The sequence below is a fragment of the Paracandidimonas soli genome, from assembly GCF_004342005.1.
GTDB lineage: Bacteria > Pseudomonadota > Gammaproteobacteria > Burkholderiales > Burkholderiaceae_B > Paracandidimonas > Paracandidimonas soli.
Window position 1 is genome coordinate 38,119 of record NZ_SMBX01000013.1, and the last position, 16,114, is coordinate 54,232.

Annotated in this window: 15 protein-coding genes; 4 read left to right on the forward strand and 11 right to left on the reverse strand. The window is 61.2% G+C overall.

Going from position 1 to position 16,114, the window contains the following annotated elements:
- Positions 1 to 6: 6 nt before the first annotated feature.
- On the reverse strand, positions 7 to 576 hold the full coding sequence (tssB, locus tag EV686_RS17265) for a type VI secretion system contractile sheath small subunit (protein ID WP_132478205.1): 570 nt from the start codon (positions 574 to 576) through the stop codon (positions 7 to 9).
- 61 nt (positions 577 to 637) lie between these two features.
- Positions 638 to 1,696 carry a type VI secretion system protein TssA gene (gene tssA / locus EV686_RS17270; RefSeq protein WP_132478206.1) on the reverse strand — a complete coding sequence of 353 codons (1,059 nt, stop codon included), beginning with the start codon at positions 1,694 to 1,696 and terminating at the stop codon, positions 638 to 640.
- Between the two features lie 880 nt (positions 1,697 to 2,576).
- Between tssA and EV686_RS17280 the strand changes: the two genes are divergently transcribed.
- Positions 2,577 to 3,458, forward strand: a complete 882-nt coding sequence (locus EV686_RS17280; RefSeq protein ID WP_132478208.1) for a prohibitin family protein — start codon at positions 2,577 to 2,579, stop codon at positions 3,456 to 3,458.
- A 92-nt stretch (positions 3,459 to 3,550) separates the two neighbouring features.
- On the opposite strand, the gene rplS is transcribed toward EV686_RS17280, so the two are convergent.
- A complete protein-coding gene (rplS, locus tag EV686_RS17285) occupies positions 3,551 to 3,946 on the reverse strand; it encodes a 50S ribosomal protein L19 (protein WP_132478209.1) in 396 nt (131 codons plus the stop codon).
- Between the two features lie 271 nt (positions 3,947 to 4,217).
- On the reverse strand, positions 4,218 to 4,487 hold the full coding sequence (locus EV686_RS17290; RefSeq protein ID WP_132478210.1) for a hypothetical protein: 270 nt from the start codon (positions 4,485 to 4,487) through the stop codon (positions 4,218 to 4,220).
- Positions 4,488 to 4,785: 298 nt separating this feature from the next.
- On the opposite strand from EV686_RS17290, the gene EV686_RS17295 reads away from it, so the two are divergent.
- Positions 4,786 to 6,069, forward strand: coding sequence for a cyclic di-GMP phosphodiesterase (locus tag EV686_RS17295; protein WP_132478211.1), 1,284 nt, complete (start codon positions 4,786 to 4,788; stop codon positions 6,067 to 6,069).
- 1 nt (position 6,070) lies between these two features.
- Here the strand turns inward: EV686_RS17295 and EV686_RS17300 are convergent, their stop codons facing one another.
- The 5 genes from EV686_RS17300 to EV686_RS17320 all read right to left on the reverse strand — a co-directional run bounded on the left by EV686_RS17300 (position 6,071) and on the right by EV686_RS17320 (position 11,657).
- Positions 6,071 to 6,718, reverse strand: a complete 648-nt coding sequence (locus tag EV686_RS17300; RefSeq protein WP_132478212.1) for a peroxiredoxin — start codon at positions 6,716 to 6,718, stop codon at positions 6,071 to 6,073.
- A gap of 265 nt (positions 6,719 to 6,983) precedes the next feature.
- Positions 6,984 to 8,807, reverse strand: coding sequence for an acyl-CoA dehydrogenase (locus EV686_RS17305; RefSeq protein ID WP_132478213.1), 1,824 nt, complete (start codon positions 8,805 to 8,807; stop codon positions 6,984 to 6,986).
- 144 nt (positions 8,808 to 8,951) lie between these two features.
- Positions 8,952 to 9,881, reverse strand: coding sequence for an electron transfer flavoprotein subunit alpha/FixB family protein (locus tag EV686_RS17310; protein WP_132478214.1), 930 nt, complete (start codon positions 9,879 to 9,881; stop codon positions 8,952 to 8,954).
- The gene (locus tag EV686_RS17315) at positions 9,882 to 10,631 is read right to left on the reverse strand and encodes an electron transfer flavoprotein subunit beta/FixA family protein (protein WP_132478215.1); all 750 of its coding nucleotides are present in this window, start codon (positions 10,629 to 10,631) and stop codon (positions 9,882 to 9,884) included. It lies immediately after the preceding gene.
- Positions 10,632 to 10,733: 102 nt separating this feature from the next.
- A complete protein-coding gene (locus EV686_RS17320) occupies positions 10,734 to 11,657 on the reverse strand; it encodes a histone deacetylase family protein (RefSeq protein WP_132478216.1) in 924 nt (307 codons plus the stop codon).
- Between the two features lie 10 nt (positions 11,658 to 11,667).
- Between EV686_RS17320 and mltB the strand changes: the two genes are divergently transcribed.
- Entirely contained in the window at positions 11,668 to 12,825 is a 1,158-nt protein-coding gene (gene mltB / locus EV686_RS17325) for a lytic murein transglycosylase B (RefSeq protein ID WP_132478217.1), read from the forward strand.
- On the opposite strand, the gene cysM is transcribed toward mltB, so the two are convergent.
- The gene (gene cysM / locus EV686_RS17330) at positions 12,815 to 13,723 is read right to left on the reverse strand and encodes a cysteine synthase CysM (protein WP_132478218.1); all 909 of its coding nucleotides are present in this window, start codon (positions 13,721 to 13,723) and stop codon (positions 12,815 to 12,817) included. The two genes, mltB and cysM, sit on opposite strands and share 11 nt — an antisense overlap.
- Positions 13,724 to 13,925: 202 nt before the next feature.
- Here cysM and EV686_RS17335 point away from each other — a divergent pair, with 202 nt between their 5' ends.
- Positions 13,926 to 15,089 carry an alpha-hydroxy acid oxidase gene (locus tag EV686_RS17335; protein WP_132478219.1) on the forward strand — a complete coding sequence of 388 codons (1,164 nt, stop codon included), beginning with the start codon at positions 13,926 to 13,928 and terminating at the stop codon, positions 15,087 to 15,089.
- Positions 15,090 to 15,158: 69 nt separating this feature from the next.
- Here EV686_RS17335 and EV686_RS17340 read toward each other — a convergent pair whose 3' ends face one another.
- Positions 15,159 to 16,025, reverse strand: coding sequence for a LysR family transcriptional regulator (locus tag EV686_RS17340; RefSeq protein ID WP_132478220.1), 867 nt, complete (start codon positions 16,023 to 16,025; stop codon positions 15,159 to 15,161).
- Positions 16,026 to 16,114: the final 89 nt, after the last annotated feature.

A 16,114-nucleotide genomic window follows, 5' to 3' on the forward strand; every position in this document is an offset into this window, starting at 1 on the left:
CTCTCCTTAAGCGTCGCGCGTCGTATCGTTGCTTTCCTGAACCTGCTCTGCAGATTCGTCTTGCGGCGCTGGCGTGTTGGGCGTGCTCGCCAGCGCATCCAGCAAGGCGGGATCCTGCAGCACCTTGGCGATCAGTTCCTCGGCGCCTGTCTTGCCATCCATGTAGGTCAGCAGATTCGCCAGCTGCGTCCTGGCCTCCAGCAGCTTGCGCAGCGGCTCGACTTTTCTCGCCAGCGTCGCCGGCGAGAAATCGTCCATGCTCTCGAACGTGACATCCACATTCAGCTTGCCTTCGTTGGTCAGCGTGTTGTCCACCTGGAAGGCCACACGCGGCTTGATCGACTTCAGGCGGTCATCGAAGTTGTCGATATCGACCTCCATGAACTTGCGCTCGGCGACCTCGGGCAACTCATCCGCCGACTTTCCTGCTAGGTCCGCCAGCACGCCCATGACGAAAGGCAGTTGTACCTTGCGCTCCGCGCCGTACAGTTCGACGTCGTATTCGATCTGGACGCGCGGTGCGCGGTTACGTGCGATGAATTTCTGGCCACTATTGCCACGTTTATCAATGGACATCCTGTTCTCCGGGAACTGACTGCATGTTGTAGAAATGAACTGCCATGAACCTGCCGCTTGGCTATGTCTCTTGCGGGCTTGCGTCCGCCTTCGGCAGGAATACGTCCAACTCCCTTGCTCCTTGCGGAGCCAGGTTGCTGACGAGCTGATAGAAATCCAGCGGCAGCAGTTGCTCGATGCGCTGGATCAGGAGCGCCGCCGGATGGCTGGGTTCGTGGTTCTCGAAATACTGGCGCGCCTTCTCCAGCATCAGTGCCGCATCGCCGCGCGTGCGCGCGCTGGCTTCCCGCCAGGAAAGCGCCTGCACCTGCGCTGCAGCGTTCTGGGGTGCCGGGGGCGGAACTGGACCGGACGGCTCCTGTGCGGCCTGGCCGCCCTCCTCCTTGGCCGGCGCGCCAGCCGACTCCAACAGATCCGTCACCAGCCGCAACGGCCGCAGCAGAGGCGAGAAATCCGGCACCCAGTCCTCGCCCAGATGCGCTGCGGTCGTGATTCGGATCTGCTCAAGCAGGGCCGCGCTGTGCAGCACGGCCTGCAGGGTTTCATCTCCCGTGGCGTGCAGACGCAACAGCATTTCCACGACACGCTGCTTGCCGCCGGGAAGCGCGGCCACTTCCGTGCGCGAACCATCCAGCAGGCTTTCGGCATCGCGCAAGGTCATGACAGCCCCGCCATCGCGCAACAAGGTGCCGTTGCGCACCGAGCGCACCAGGCCATTGAGATCGGCCAGCTCCGCCAATGCATTGATGCGCAGCAGGGGATCCTGCTCTCCATCCACTTCGAGGTGCGGATGCACTGTCTGCCAGTGCGACTCGAGCGCCAGCGCCAGCCGTCCAAGGTGATGCGCCAACGCAGGCAGTCCCTTGAGTTCCGTACCCGCCCTCGCCAGCAAAGTCATGACACGAATATCCAGGCTGCGCCGGAGCAGCGCCATGCCCAGCTTGCTTACCTGATTCCAGTCCGGGGATTCCGCCGGAATGATGGTCTCGCCGAACTGCTGCTCGCTTTTGCCCGTCGCGCATTGCTGCAATTCCAGGAATGCCGCGTCATACTCGATGAACTCCCCGCCATCAGCAGGGAACTCGCCTTCATATGCATTGGAAAATACTTGGAAAACCATATTCCTTCGCTTTAAAACCGGGGCAAAGAAAATCCATTCGATTTGCACCCTTTTCAAAGCTGGGAATTCTAAAGATCGTTTTTTTCAATTATCAACCTTATGAGCAAACAATATCTTTATTTACAAAATAAAGCATTCCTCCGATACACTTGTTCCATAAATGAATTGAAATAATAATGAAATAACCTAAATTCTAACTAAAAATCAAATAGATAGAAAAAATTCAAAATAAGCCACGATCATGGCTGATATATATTGAAAATCAGCATTTCATTAAATAAAAATGAAACATTAGACGCTACAGAAATAAATCAAACAGAAAATGACAGAGAGCCCGGTTTCATTAAAATGACATGAATACGTGGCAATCGAAAAGTATTCAAAGAGTGCCATTTTTCCGCAGCATCGGTGCGATGCAATATGGCAGCGGCCACGATCGCTGCCCTGCATCCCGACGGGAATGCCTGGTGGACAAACCTGTTGGCGGCACCTGGAAGCATGGAGAAAGACAGCGGCTTCTCCGCAACCTTTCTTGCACAGGAAAGGCTCAGTGGAAATGTAACAATTTGAATTCTTGCGTATATAAAGCGTAAAAACAAATAGGTTGCATTACTCGAGCCTTCCAGAACGGTTATAGTTGCGCGCGAGCGATATTTCGCTGCCGACGGCGTCCAGCCTCGCTGCGGAGTCCGCCATTGCAAAAGCACTTTCACATTACCGTCAACTTATCGGCGTCTTTCCCTTTGAAAGCGCCCAGGGAAGAATCATGCGAATTTTTCTTATCCTCGTGGGAGCGGCCGTCGTGGCCTACCTACTGACGCTCGGTATTCGCACTTTTCTGTCGGACCGCCGTAACAATCCAAATCGGAGAATCAAATAAATGTCACGCGACACCAAGACCGGAACCATCAAGCGGGCAACCGGTTTCGTGGCGATTGCCGCCGCACTGTTCTTCCTGATCCTGATCATCGCATTCGGATCTTTCTATCAGGTGGATCAGGGCGAGCGCGGCGTCGTCCTGCGCAACGGCCAGCTCTCCAGCGTGGCCGAGCCCGGCCTGGGATTCAAGACTCCCATCCTGGATTCGGTCCGCTTCATTTCCGTGCGCGACCATAACGTTTCCATGCCGCTGGAGGCCTACTCCTTCGACCAGCAGCCCGCCAATATGCAGGTCTCCGTTACATACCGCGTGCCGGTGGATCGGGTAGCGGACCTGTACAGTGAATATGGCACCCTGGAAGCCCTGCAATCGCGGGTCATCGAGCGCCGCACGCCGGACGCAGTGAAAAACGTCTTCGGCAAGTTCACTGCCGTGCGCGCCATCCAGGAACGTGAAAAACTGGGCGTCGATGCCATGCAAGCCGTGACGAACGCCATGCGCGATGCTCCGGTGCAGATCGTCGGCCTTCAGATCGAAGAAGTCGGATTCAGCGCGGCATACGAGCAAAGTATCGAGCAGCGGATGCTGGCCCAGGTCCAGATCGAAACGACGCGCCAGCAAAAGCAGACGGCGGAGATCCAGGCCGAAATCAAGGTGCTGCAGGCCAAGGCGGATGCCGACGCCCTGCGCGAACAATACCAGGCGGAAGCCGACGGTATCCGCCTGCGCGGCGAAGCCGAGGCCGAAGCCATCGAAGCACGCGGCCAGGCGCTTGCGGCCAACGCCAGGCTGGTCGATCTGATTGCCGCCGAGAAATGGGATGGCGCCCTACCCTCCACCCAGGTACCCGGATCAGCGCTGCCGTTCATCGGCGTGAAGTAAGAAAAATCCCCGCAGGATCTGCATCCTGCGGGGATCGATATGCGTTTGCTTGCCTGCCGCAACCACAAGGCTGCGGCGACAGATAGGCGCTATCAGGCGGCGGGCGTCGCTGCTGCCTTCTTGTTGCCGCGCACCAGCTTTTCCTTGATGCGGGCGGCCTTGCCGGAACGGCTGCGCAGGTAGTACAGCTTGGCGCGGCGAACGTCGCCACGGCGCTTGACTTCGATGCTGGCGATCTGGGGCGAGTACAGCTGGAACGTACGCTCGACGGCTTCGCCGGACGAGATCTTGCGAACGATGAAAGCCGAGTTCAGGCCGCGATTGCGCTTGGCGATAACCACGCCTTCGTACGCCTGGACGCGCTTGCGCGTGCCTTCGACGACGTTGACGTTGACGACGACCGTGTCGCCGGGGGCGAACTCGGGCCGGGCTGCGCCCTGGGTCAGGCGGGTGATTTCTTCCTGTTCGATTTGCTCGATGAGATTCAAGGTAAAGCTCCTGGTTTCATCTTGTACCGGTTACTGAGGCCCGCGTAACGACACGCGTGCCCTATTACTGCTTTTTGTTGATCATCGCCGACAATCGGACGATTGCCGCCGGGATCAGGTTATGACCGGCCAGAGGATGGTTAAGTAAACCAGTAATTATATCTTGTGAAACCGGAAATGGAAACCGGAGTTGCATCCTTTTGCCTACGCCCGATCGGCGACCTGCTGCCGGACCTGAGTACAAATAGCAGGCTCCCGCCCAGGCGCATGATCAGAACCCCGCGGCTGCGCCGATCCACATGACTGCCGGAATTGCCGCCGCCCATACGGCGACCAGGCAAACATCCGCCAGCATGGCCATGCGGGACATACCGGCAGGCTTTTCCAGCGAGGCAGGCGTGCGTGTACGGGCGCGCGACCGGCGGGTCGTGGCAGGGGCGCGCGCATCTCGCGGCGAAACCGGCTTGCGTGGAGGAAACGGCCAGCGGACAGGTTGTTTTACCGGGCAATTTGCGGGGATGTTGGCGCTAAGCTGCAGCATGGATATCTCCTATTCTTGTATCTGCGCTTACCGGAGACAAATATCGGCTCCCGGCAAGTACTGTATAAATAAACAGCATATATGTACTGTATATAAACACAGCAATAATGGCAAGCGATTTTTTCATGGCATGCACGATCGATGCGCCACCGCAACATCCCTCTGCTCCGGCCTGCGCCCGTTTCAATCTCCCCCGGCTGGCATCTCCCTGGCAGCCGCGCCCGAAACCCTGCTAAACCCCCTATCCAGCCCCTAGCTCCGCAAATTGCCCTGCCCCGCCAACTGCTATAAACAGCGCATGCTGAAACAAATTCCAGTCTCCAAGCTCCGGCCGGGCATGTACATCCATCGCATCGACGCGCCATGGCTGGACCACCCTTTCTGGAAAAAACGCTTCCTGCTGGAGAAATACACGGATCTCCAGACGATACGGGCCAACGACATCGAAACGGTCTGGATCAATACCGAAAAAGGGTTGGATGTGCTGCCCGACCAGGATGAATCGGAGCAGGACTCCTTCTGGCCTGCCGCCAGTATCGCCCAGTCGCACAGACGCGCCTCCCGGGAACAGGAGCCGGCGCCTTCGACCCTGGAGGCCGAATATCGCCACGCACTCGAGTTGTGCGAAGAGGCGCAAACGACGATCAAGGACATATTTCTCGACGCTCGGGAAGGACTGCCCATCGATCCCGACGACGCCAGGAGCCTGGTCAGCCACATCAGCCAATCGGTCGAGCGCAACCCCTCGGTGCTCATCAGCCTCACGCGCATGCGCACGGCCGACGAATACACCTATATGCACTCCGTGGCTGTCTGCGCCCTGATGGCGGCGCTGGCGCGCACGCTAGGCCTGAACGAAGCGGAACAGAGGGAGGCGGCAACCGCTGGCCTGCTGCACGACGTCGGGAAGATGGCGATCCCCATCGAAATCCTGAACAAGCCGGGCAGGCTGACGGACGACGAGTTCCGGCTGATCATGACACACCCCGATGCGGGCTATGTCATGCTGATGCGCGGAGGCCTCGTGCCAAACGTCGCGCTGGACGTTTGCCTGCATCATCACGAAAAATTCGACGGCAGCGGCTACCCGCACGGCCTGCAAGGCGACGGCATCAGCCTGCAGGCCCGCATGGGAGCCTTGTGCGACGTCTATGATGCCGTCACATCGGACCGGCCCTACAAAAAGGGGTGGAATCCCGCCGAAGCCATTCACCGCATGGCGCAATGGACAGGCCATTTCGATCCCATGCTGCTGAGGGCATTCGTGCGCACGGTCGGCCTGTACCCTGTCGGATCCCTGGTGCTGCTGCAGGACGGCGAGCTGGCCGTCGTCACCGAGCAGCATCCGCATGAATTGCTTCTTCCCAAGGTCAGGCTGCTGGAAGCTCCGGGCAACCAGACACGCAAGGGACGCTTGATCGATCTCTCGACCCAGCGCGGCCACAATCGCATCCGCAGCTTCGCCCCGCAACCCGACTGGGAAGCATACGGCGCTCTCGGCCTCTGGCTGCCGGAAGGTGTCGAGCGCCGGAATGCCGGCGCCGCAACGGCCCAGGAATCTCCTGGGCCAGGAACCCTCTAGCTCATTTATTCGGCTGCGGTGTGATCCTGAGGTAAGGCTTCACCGCCTTGTAACCCTTGGGGAATTTCTGCTTGATGACGTCTTCGTCCTTCAGCGAAGGCACGATGATGACGTCATCGCCATCCTCCCAGTTGACGGGCGTGGCCACGCTATGGCTGTCCGTCAGTTGCAGGGAATCGATCACCCGCAGGATTTCATTGAAATTGCGCCCCGTGCTTGCCGGATAGGTGAGCGTCAGGCGGATCTTCCGGGCGGGATCGATGACGAACACCGAGCGCACCGTCGCCGTCGTGCTGGCATTCGGATGGATCATGTCGTAGAGCGTCGAGACCTTGCGATCGGCATCCGCCAGGATGGGGAATTCGACCTTGGTATTCTGCGTTTCGTTGATGTCGTTGATCCACTCCTTGTGCGACTCGGCATCATCGACGGACACAGCCAGGACCTTGACGTTGCGCTTGGCGAATTCGCCGGACACGATGGCCGTATAGCCAAGCTCCGTCGTGCAGACCGGGGTGAAATCCGCCGGATGCGAAAACAGTACGCCCCAGGAATCTCCCAGGTAATCGTACAGGCGGATTTTCCCGATGGAGGATTCCTGTTCGAAATCCGGTGCGGTATCGCCCAACCGCAATGCTGTACTCGTCATGGCATATCTCCAAGGTAAAAAAAGGCCCCCACGCTGCGCCTTCGGTTGGCTCCTCAGCCAGAGGTCTCGGCTTGCAGCACCACCTCGCGGCTTGCATGCCGCTCGGATTCGCCAGGCATGCAACAGTCCGCAGGGGACTGTTGCATGTCCGGGCTCATCCTTGGGGCGGCCCGGCGGTAAAAAATATCGATAGCCCTAGTTGTACCGCCATTGGCGAGAAAAATGAAATACCCCCGGCTCATATGCTTATGCATGGCGTCGCCGACTACTGCGGCAATACGACATCCCGCGCATAGGACTGCGCGACATTGCCCTCGATAATCGAGGCGGCCAGGGCCTGCGCGCGAGGCAGCACATGGGCGGCATAGAACACGGCCGTGCCGAGCTTGCGGCGATGGAAGGCGTCGGCCCCGTCACCGGAAAGATACGCCAGGCTGGCCTGGGCCGCCCTGGCAAGCTGCCAGCCGGAAAGCACCACGCCAGCCAGCTGCAGATATGGCACGCTACCCAGGAAAACGGCGGATATGCGTTCCCTGGCATTGTCCAGCACGTAGCGGCTGGCCTGCTCGAAAGCGTCGACCGCCATGGCCAACTGCCGTCCGATCAGCGCCATGCCGTCGGCATGGGCATCGCCAGCCGGCGCCTGCTGCAATCCGCTTATCGTTTCCCGCATCTGCGCCGCCAGGGCGGCAACGACCGCCCCGCCATCGCGCAGCACCTTGCGCCCGATGAAATCATTGGCCTGGATGGCGGTAGTGCCCTCGTAGATGGGAAGGATGCGCGCATCGCGATAATACTGCGCCGCTCCGGTTTCTTCGATATAGCCCATGCCGCCGTGCACCTGCAGCCCCAGCGAGGCGACCTCAACCGACATCTCCGTGGAAAACCCCTTGACGACCGGCACGAGATATTCATACAACGCCTTGTCCCGCACGCGCTGGGCCTCGTCCGGATGCCAGAGCGCCCGGTCCCTCGCGGCCGCGGCAATAGCCGCCAAGGCGCGGGCGCCTTCGGTCAGTCCGCGCATGGTCAGCAGCATGCGCTGCACATCGGGATGATGCGCGATGGACACCGGCCCGTCCGCTCCTTCCAGCGCGCGCCCCTGTATGCGCTCCCGCGCATAGGACTCGGCCTGCTGCAAGGCCCGTTCCGCAATGGCCACGCCCTGGACACCGACCGCGTACCGGGCCGCATTCATCATGATGAACATGTACTCCAGGCCCCTGTTCTCTTCTCCCACCAGGCAGCCGACCGCCCCCTCGCCGACTTCGCCCTTGCCCGAGCCATACAGCAGCACCGCGGTGGGACTGCCGTGTATGCCCAGCTTGTGCTCCAGAGAGGCGCACCAGACGTCGTTGCGCGGGCCGAGGACGCCGTTTTCATCGACGACGAACTTGGGCACGATGAACAGCGAAATGCCCTTGACGCCCTCCGGCGCGTTCGGCGTGCGCGCCAGCACCAGGTGCACGATATTCTCGGCCATGTCGTGCTCGCCGTAGGTAATGAATATCTTCTGGCCTGAAATGCGGTAGCTGCCGTCCTCCTGGGGAACCGCCCTCGTCGAGATCAGCGCCAGATCCGACCCGGCCTGCGGCTCCGTCAGGTTCATGGTGCCCGTCCATCGGCCCTCCAGCATGGGCGGGATGAAACGCTGCTGCTGTTCCCTGGAGCCGACGGTCGACAAGGCCTCGATAACGCCGTCCGTCAGCAAGGGACACAATGAAAACGCCAGGTTGGCCGCATTCATGTTTTCGCCGACGGCGGCCGACACCAGTTTGGGAAAGCCCTGTCCGCCCAGTTCCGTGGGATGCGGCAGGCCTTGCCACCCGCCCTGGGCGAAGGTCGAGAAAGCCTCGCGGAAGCCCGGGGAGGTCGTCACCCGTCCATCTTCCCATTGCGCCGGCGACTCGTCCGCCTTGCGGTTCAGGGGCGCAAGCACGTCCTGGACGAACCTGGCATTTTCCTCGAGGACGGCGTCCACGATATCTTCCGTGACTTCCTCCAGCCCGGGCAGCGCCAGCACGCCCTCCAGATCGGCCAGTTCCCTCATGACGAAACGCATATCCTGTATCGGGGCGACGAAGCTCATGACTCTACCTCCAGGGAAAAAACTGGTAAAACCCCCACGCTGCGCCTTCGGCGTGCAGTCCGGCGACAAAACAACAAGGCCCGCAAGCATCATGGATGCCGGCGGGCCGCTTGTATACATCACGTCGGCCAAAGGCCCATGGCATCAAAGCGCGGCGGTCAGCTCCGGCACGATTTCGAACAGATCGCCGACCAGGCCGTAATCGGCCACGCCGAATATCGGGGCTTCCGGATCCTTGTTGATGGCAACGATGACCTTGGAATCCTTCATGCCGGCCAGATGCTGGATGGCGCCGGAGATCCCTACCGCGACGTAAAGCTGGGGAGCCACGATCTTGCCGGTCTGCCCGACCTGCCAGTCGTTGGGCGCGTAGCCCGCGTCGACAGCCGCGCGCGATGCGCCGAGCGCCGCGCCCAGCTTGTCCGCCAGCGCTTCCAGGAGACCGAAGTTCTCCGAGCTGCCCAGCGCGCGGCCGCCCGAGACGACCACGCTTGCGCCTGCCAGTTCGGGGCGATCGCTCTTGGCGACTTCGCGGCTCACGAACTTCGACTTGCCCGCGTCAGCGACGGCGGCCAGGGATTCCACCGGGGCGCTGCCGCCCTCGGCAGCCGCGGCGTCGAAAGCCGTCGTGCGCACCGTGATGACCTTCACCGCATCGGACGACTGTACCGTGGCGATGGCGTTGCCGGCATAGATGGGACGCTGGAACGTATCCGCGGACTCGACGGCGATGATGTCGGAAATCTGGGCGACATCGAGCTTGGCGGCCACGCGCGGCGCGACGTTCTTGCCCGAGGCCGTGGCCGGGAAAAGAATATGGCTGTAGTTCTGCGCAACGGCCAGCACCTGCGCCGCCACGTTCTCGGCCAGGCCTTCCGCCAGGGCCGCGCCGTCGGCCAGAAGCACCTTCGCAACGCCGTCAGCCTTGGCGGCCTGGTCCGCCACCGCCTGCGCGCCGCTGCCGGCCACCAGGACATGAACGTCGCCGCCAATCTTTGCGGCAGCCGCAACGGCATTCAGCGTAGCGACCTTCAGTTGCGTATTATCGTGTTCCGCAATTACCAGAATCGTCATTTACACCACCTTCGCTTCGTTCTTCAGTTTGTCGACAAGGCTTGCCACGTCCGGCAGGATGACGCCTGCCGAGCGGGCCGCGGGCTCGGCCACTTTCAGGGTCTTCAGCCTCGGGGCGACATCCACGCCAAGCGCATCGGGCGTCAGCACGTCGAGCGGCTTCTTCTTGGCCTTCATGATGTTGGGCAGCGTGACATAGCGAGGCTCGTTCAGGCGCAAGTCGGTCGTGATGACCGCGGGCAGCGACAGCTGCAGCGTTTCGAGACCGCCATCCACTTCGCGCGTGACGGTAACCGAATCGCCCGCGACCTCGACCTTGCTGGCGAACGTGGCCTGCGGCCAGTCAAGCAGAGCGGCCAGCATCTGGCCCGTCTGGTTGGCGTCGTCGTCGATGGCCTGCTTTCCCAGAATGACCAGTTGCGGCTGTTCGCGGTCCACGACCGCCTTGATCAGCTTGGCCACGGCCAGCGGCTGAAGCTCGGCATCCGTCTCGACGAGCACGCTGCGGTCCGCGCCGATCGCCATGGCCGTGCGCAGCGTTTCCTGCGCCTGCGTCACGCCGCATGAAACCGCGATCACTTCCGTTGCCGCGCCCTTTTCCTTGAGCCGGGTGGCTTCTTCAATGGCGATTTCATCGAACGGGTTCATGGACATCTTGACATTGGCGACATCGACGCCGCTTTGATCGGACTTCACGCGTACCTTGACGTTGTAATCAACGACGCGCTTGACCGGAACCAGCACTTTCATTGAGTTATCTCCAGACGGTTGGATGAAAAAAGGAAAAAGGCCCCCACGCTGCGCCTTCGGCACACCGTAACGCATTTCGCAGTGCAACAGAACCTATGCATTCTACATCTTTGACAGCGCCCTGATATGCGCCACCACGCTCCTTCCAAGAGCCGACAGGTTGTAGCCGCCTTCCAGCATGCTGACGACCCTGCCTTGGGCGCTCTCGGCGGCCAGCTGGACGAGTTGCCGCGTGATCCACGCATAGTCGGCTTCCGTCAGGCCTAGCTGTCCCATGTCATCTTCCAGGTGCGCATCGAATCCGGCGGAAATGAACAGCATCTCCGGCGCGAAGGCCTTCAGCCTGGGCATCCACTGCTCGGCCACGATGGCGCGCAGGGCTTCGGGCGGCGTATTGGCCGGCACCGGCACATTCACCATATTGGACGCCCCGGTATCGCGCAGCGTCGAGGGAAACAGCGGATGCTGGAAGAAGCTGCACATCAGCACCCTGTCGTCATGCTCGAACATTTCCTCTGTGCCATTGCCATGATGCACATCGAAATCGATGATGGCCACACGCCGGAGGCCATGCTTTTCCAGCGCATACGCCGCTGCGATGGCAATGTTGTTGAAAAAGCAGAATCCCATGGCCTGCGACGGCCGGGCGTGATGCCCGGGCGGGCGCACTGCGCAGAATGCGGTTTCGGCCTTGCCCCGCATGATGGCATCCACGGCCGTGATGCCCGCGCCCGCCGCCGCCCATGCCGCGGGCAATGTGCACGGATTCATGGCGGTATCGTCATCAAGGCTGCGGTAGCCGTGCCTCGGTGCCTGGTTCTGCAGAAAAGCCAGGTACTCCGGCGCATGGACCCTCAGTATGTCATTCATGCCCGCGACATCCGCCTCGCACTCGGCCAGATGCGGCATCATCCCGCTGGACAGCAACTGGTCGCCAATGGCATCGAGCCGCTGCGGGCTCTCCGGATGCCAGCTGCCCATGTCGTGCAACCGGCATTCCGGATGGGTAATATAGAGTGTCTCCATGAGGAATCTTATGTCCGTTTTGCGTATTGTACCGTCCGCCATCCTGTCGATCGCCCTTGCCGGATGCGCCGCCAGGGCCGACAGGATAGAAACCGCCGACACGGTTTCGACGCCGGAATCAGGCGCTCCCGCCATCATGCCAGCAAGTCATGCTGCACCGCAACCTCCCGCGCGGGAAAATCCGCCCGCCCCGGCATCCTCCATCCAGTTGCAGGACTTTGCCGAAACCATCGCGAAAGAGCGCGGCATACCGCTCAAGCATGCTCAGCAGCTCCTGTCCGAAGCCAGTTTCAACAGCCGTATCGCCCAATTGATGGCGCCATCGAAAACCAAGGCCGCCAAGAAAAGCTGGGCCGCCTACCGGAAGCGCTTCGTCGAACCCATCCGCATACGCCAGGGCCTGGCTTTCTGGCAACGCAAGCAGGAAACGCTGGACAGCGTTTCCACGCAATACGGCATTCCCGCATCGATACTGGTCTCCATCATCGGCGTGGAGACCCTGTACGGGCAGCACATGGGCAATTTCCGCGTGCTGGACGCGCTGTACACGCTGGGCTTTCATTTTCCCGACTCCAAGCGACCAGAGCGAGCCGCCTTTTTCCGCGAACAGCTGGCCGACCTGATCCAGCTGGATCATGAGGGCCGCCTGGACGCACGCCGGACTCAAGGCTCCTATGCCGGCGCGCTGGGCATACCTCAATTCATGCCCGGCAGCCTGATGCGCTACGCTGCCGACGGCGATAACGACGGAAAAATCGATCTGTTCGGCAACGAGGACGACGCCATCGCGTCGGTGGCGAGCTTTCTGCGCAAGCACGACTGGCAGCCGGGACTGCCAGTCTTTGCGCCGGTCCGCCTGCCGGCCGACCCCGCGCCTCTGGTGCACGGCGGCCTGAAGCCTTCGCTGCAGTGGTCTCAATTGCAGGACAAGGGCGCCTCGCTTGGCGAGACGACAGGCAGCCTCTCGTGGCAAGCCCATCCGCTGGGCGTCATCGACCTGCCGGAAGAATCGCAAGGCACGGCGGACTACCGCACCGCCACGCCGAATTTCTTTGCGATCACCGAGTACAACCGCAGCTACTTCTACGCTACGGCCGTCACGGATCTTGCCGAGGAACTGGCGGCCCGGATGGGCTACGGCAGCCCCAATTATTCCGCTATTGATTAAAGACGCCGGTGGAAAGGTAGCGGTCACCGCGGTCGCAGACGATGAACACGATGGTGGCCTGCTCCGTCCTGGCTGAAACCCGCAATGCGGCGACCAGAGCGCCGGCGGAAGAAATGCCGCCGAAAATGCCTTCTTCCGCGGCCAGGCGGCGCGCCATCTGCTCGGCCTCGGATTGCTCGATGGTTTCGAACTGGTTCACCCATTCCGGCTTATAGATGCGCGGCTGGTATTCCTCGGGCCATTTGCGGATGCCGGGAATCTGCGAACCTTCCGCCGGCTGGGCGCCCACCACGACGATGTCGGGATTCATGGAGCGCAGGTAGCTGCCCGTGCCCATGATGGTGCCGGTGGTGCCCATGGCGCTGACGAAGTGCGTGATCCGGCCCTGGGTCTGCGTCCAGAGCTCGGGGCCCGTGGATTCGATATGCGCTTGCGGATTATCCTCGTTGGCGAACTGGTCCAGCACCCTGCCCTTGCCTTCGGCCTGCATTTTCATGGCCAGGTCGCGCGCATATTCCATGCCGCCGTCCTTGGCGGGAGTCAGGATCAACTGCGCGCCGTAGGCCGTCATGGAGGCCCGGCGCTCCAGCGACAGGTTGTCGGGCATGATCAGGATCATCTTGTAGCCGCGTATGGCGGCGACCATTGCCAGAGCAATGCCGGTGTTGCCGCTGGTGGCCTCGATCAGGGTATCGCCCGGGCGGATGTCCCCGCGCTCTTCGGCGCGGCGGATCATGGACATGGCGGCGCGGTCCTTGACCGAGCCCGCAGGATTGTTGCCTTCCAGCTTGGCCAGGATGACGTTGCCGCGATCGGTCGCCTCCTGCCCCGGAATGCGCTGCAGGCGCACCAGAGGGGTGCCGCCGATAGTATCTTCGATGGTCTGGTATGTGCTCATGCTTCAAATAATACACTGTCCGGTGTGCGCAGACACCTCGATTCCATAGGAATTTGAACGTTCGAATTTAATACTATTTGTCTATCCGGCACATACCGCTCCCTATAATTCAAAGAAAAATCCGAACCTTACAGGGGACTGATATGAAAAGGCTTTCTCTTCCCGCCCGCGTCTTGCCGACACTCTCGCACACCGTATTTCCATGAGACGGCGCCTCGACGATTGCCTGTGCCTGCAGGACTTTGAAAACGTGGCCAGGCGGACGCTGCCCCGCCCCCTGTACGGCTATATTTCGGCTGCAGCGGAAGACGGCGTCTCTTACCGAAACAACCTGAGTGCGTTCCGGCATTACGCGTTCGTCCAGAAAGCACTGGTGGATGTATCAGTCCGCGACACCGGCATCACGCTGTTCGGCCAGAAATACGCCTACCCATTCGGCATGGCCCCGATGGGGCTGAGCGCGCTATACACCTACCGGGGCGACATGGTGCTGGCCGATACCGCCGCCAGCTGCGGCATACCCATGATCATGAGCTCCTCGTCGCTCATTCCCCTCGAAGCCGTCGCCAGACAAAATCCCGACAGCTGGTTCCAGGCCTACGTACCCGGCGCCCCCGAAAAACTGGAAGCGCTCATCGAACGGATCACGAAAGCCGGCTTCCGCAGACTGGTCATTACGGTCGATACGCAGGTCAACCCGAACAAGCAGAACTACCTGCGCCACGGCTTCACTTCGCCGTTGAAACTGAGTCCGAAGCTCGTCTGGCAAGGCCTGACGCATCCGCGCTGGTTGGCCGGCACTTTCCTGAAGACTTGCCTTCGGCACGGCATTCCCCACTTCGAGAATAACTATGCCTCGCGTGGCGTACCCATCATTTCCCGCAATGTAGAGCGGGATTTTTCCGATCGTGGCCGGTTGAGCTGGAGCCATATCCGACACATACGGACACTCTGGCCCCATACCCTGATCATCAAAGGACTGCAGAATCCCGATGACGCCATCATGGCGGCCGACCATGGCGTGGACGGCATCATCCTGTCCAACCACGGCGGGCGGCAACTGGACAGCGCCGTCTCCCCCCTGCAGATGCTGCCGGAAGTCGCGCGGCGGTGCCCGTCCATCCCGATCATGATGGATGGCGGCATACGGCGCGGCTCCGATGTCCTCAAATGCCTGGCGCTCGGCGCCAGCTTCGTCTTCGTTGGACGGCCATTCGCCTATGCCGCGGCGGCTGGCGGCCGGCAGGGAGTGGAACGAGCCGTCAGCCTGCTCGCGGCGGAGGTCGACCGGAACCTGGCGATGCTGGGCATACCGCAAATCGCCGACCTGGGTCCGGATTGCCTCACAACCATCGCCTCGCATTGAAGCTGTCCGGGCGCACGCGCGGGCCTTGGCGGCGCCACGCCAGGGCATCCTGCCGGACTGCAGGAGGGCCTAGAAGATACTTCCGGCCTCCTCCAGGATCATGGATATGATGCCCGCATGCGTGCCGCGCGTATCCCAGAAAATGCCCATATTGCGCGCCGGCGCGTCATTGGGCAGGGCCAGGCGGCTGATCCCCAGGCTCTCGACCCATTCCGGAGCCCAATCGGGTACCAGGGCGACGCCGATGCCATCGCTCACCAGATGGGCAATGGTAATCAACGTATCGATCTCCAGCCGCTCATTGGGGACAATGCGGTGCTTGCGCAAATACTGCTCAGCGATCTGGCCGCCGCGCAGAGACCGGTCGAACCTCAGAAACGGCTGCTCAGCCAGGAGCTTGAAAGGATCCTCATTGCCGAGCCGGCCAGGGGCCAGCACGACCAGGGTTTCCTTCTTGATCAGTTGCCACTCGAATCCCTTGGCCGTCGCATAGACAGGCTCGACCATGATCGCCGCATCCAGATGCCGCGATACCGTGCGCTCCTCCAGGGAACTGGAGGCGCCGGATTCGATGAAGACCGACATCCTGGGATAGCGCGCATAGATTTTTCGGAGCAGCATGGGAGTCAACGCCGCGAGCGTGGAGGTCGCCACGCCAAGCCGCAGTTCGCCCAATGGCTCGTCGTTGTTGGCAATGGCGCGTATGTCACGCGTATCGCGCAGTATGGAGCGTGCCCGATCAACGATTTTCATTCCCGCATCGGTAGGCTTGACGTTCCTGCCCGCGCGCATGATCAATGTCGTGCCAATATCCTCTTCAAGTGCCTTGATGCGCGCGGCCAGCGCCGCGGACGTCAGGTTGAGACGGCGGGCGGCCTCTGCGAACGAACCGCAATCGACAACCGAAATGAAGCTGTGAAGATATTTGGTATCCATGGCTGATACGGCAAGCGCTCTCCTGATCCGGGGCAAGAACCCCGCCAAAGATAGCATGTCCGCCCCAGTGGCTCCAGGGAACAACGCTT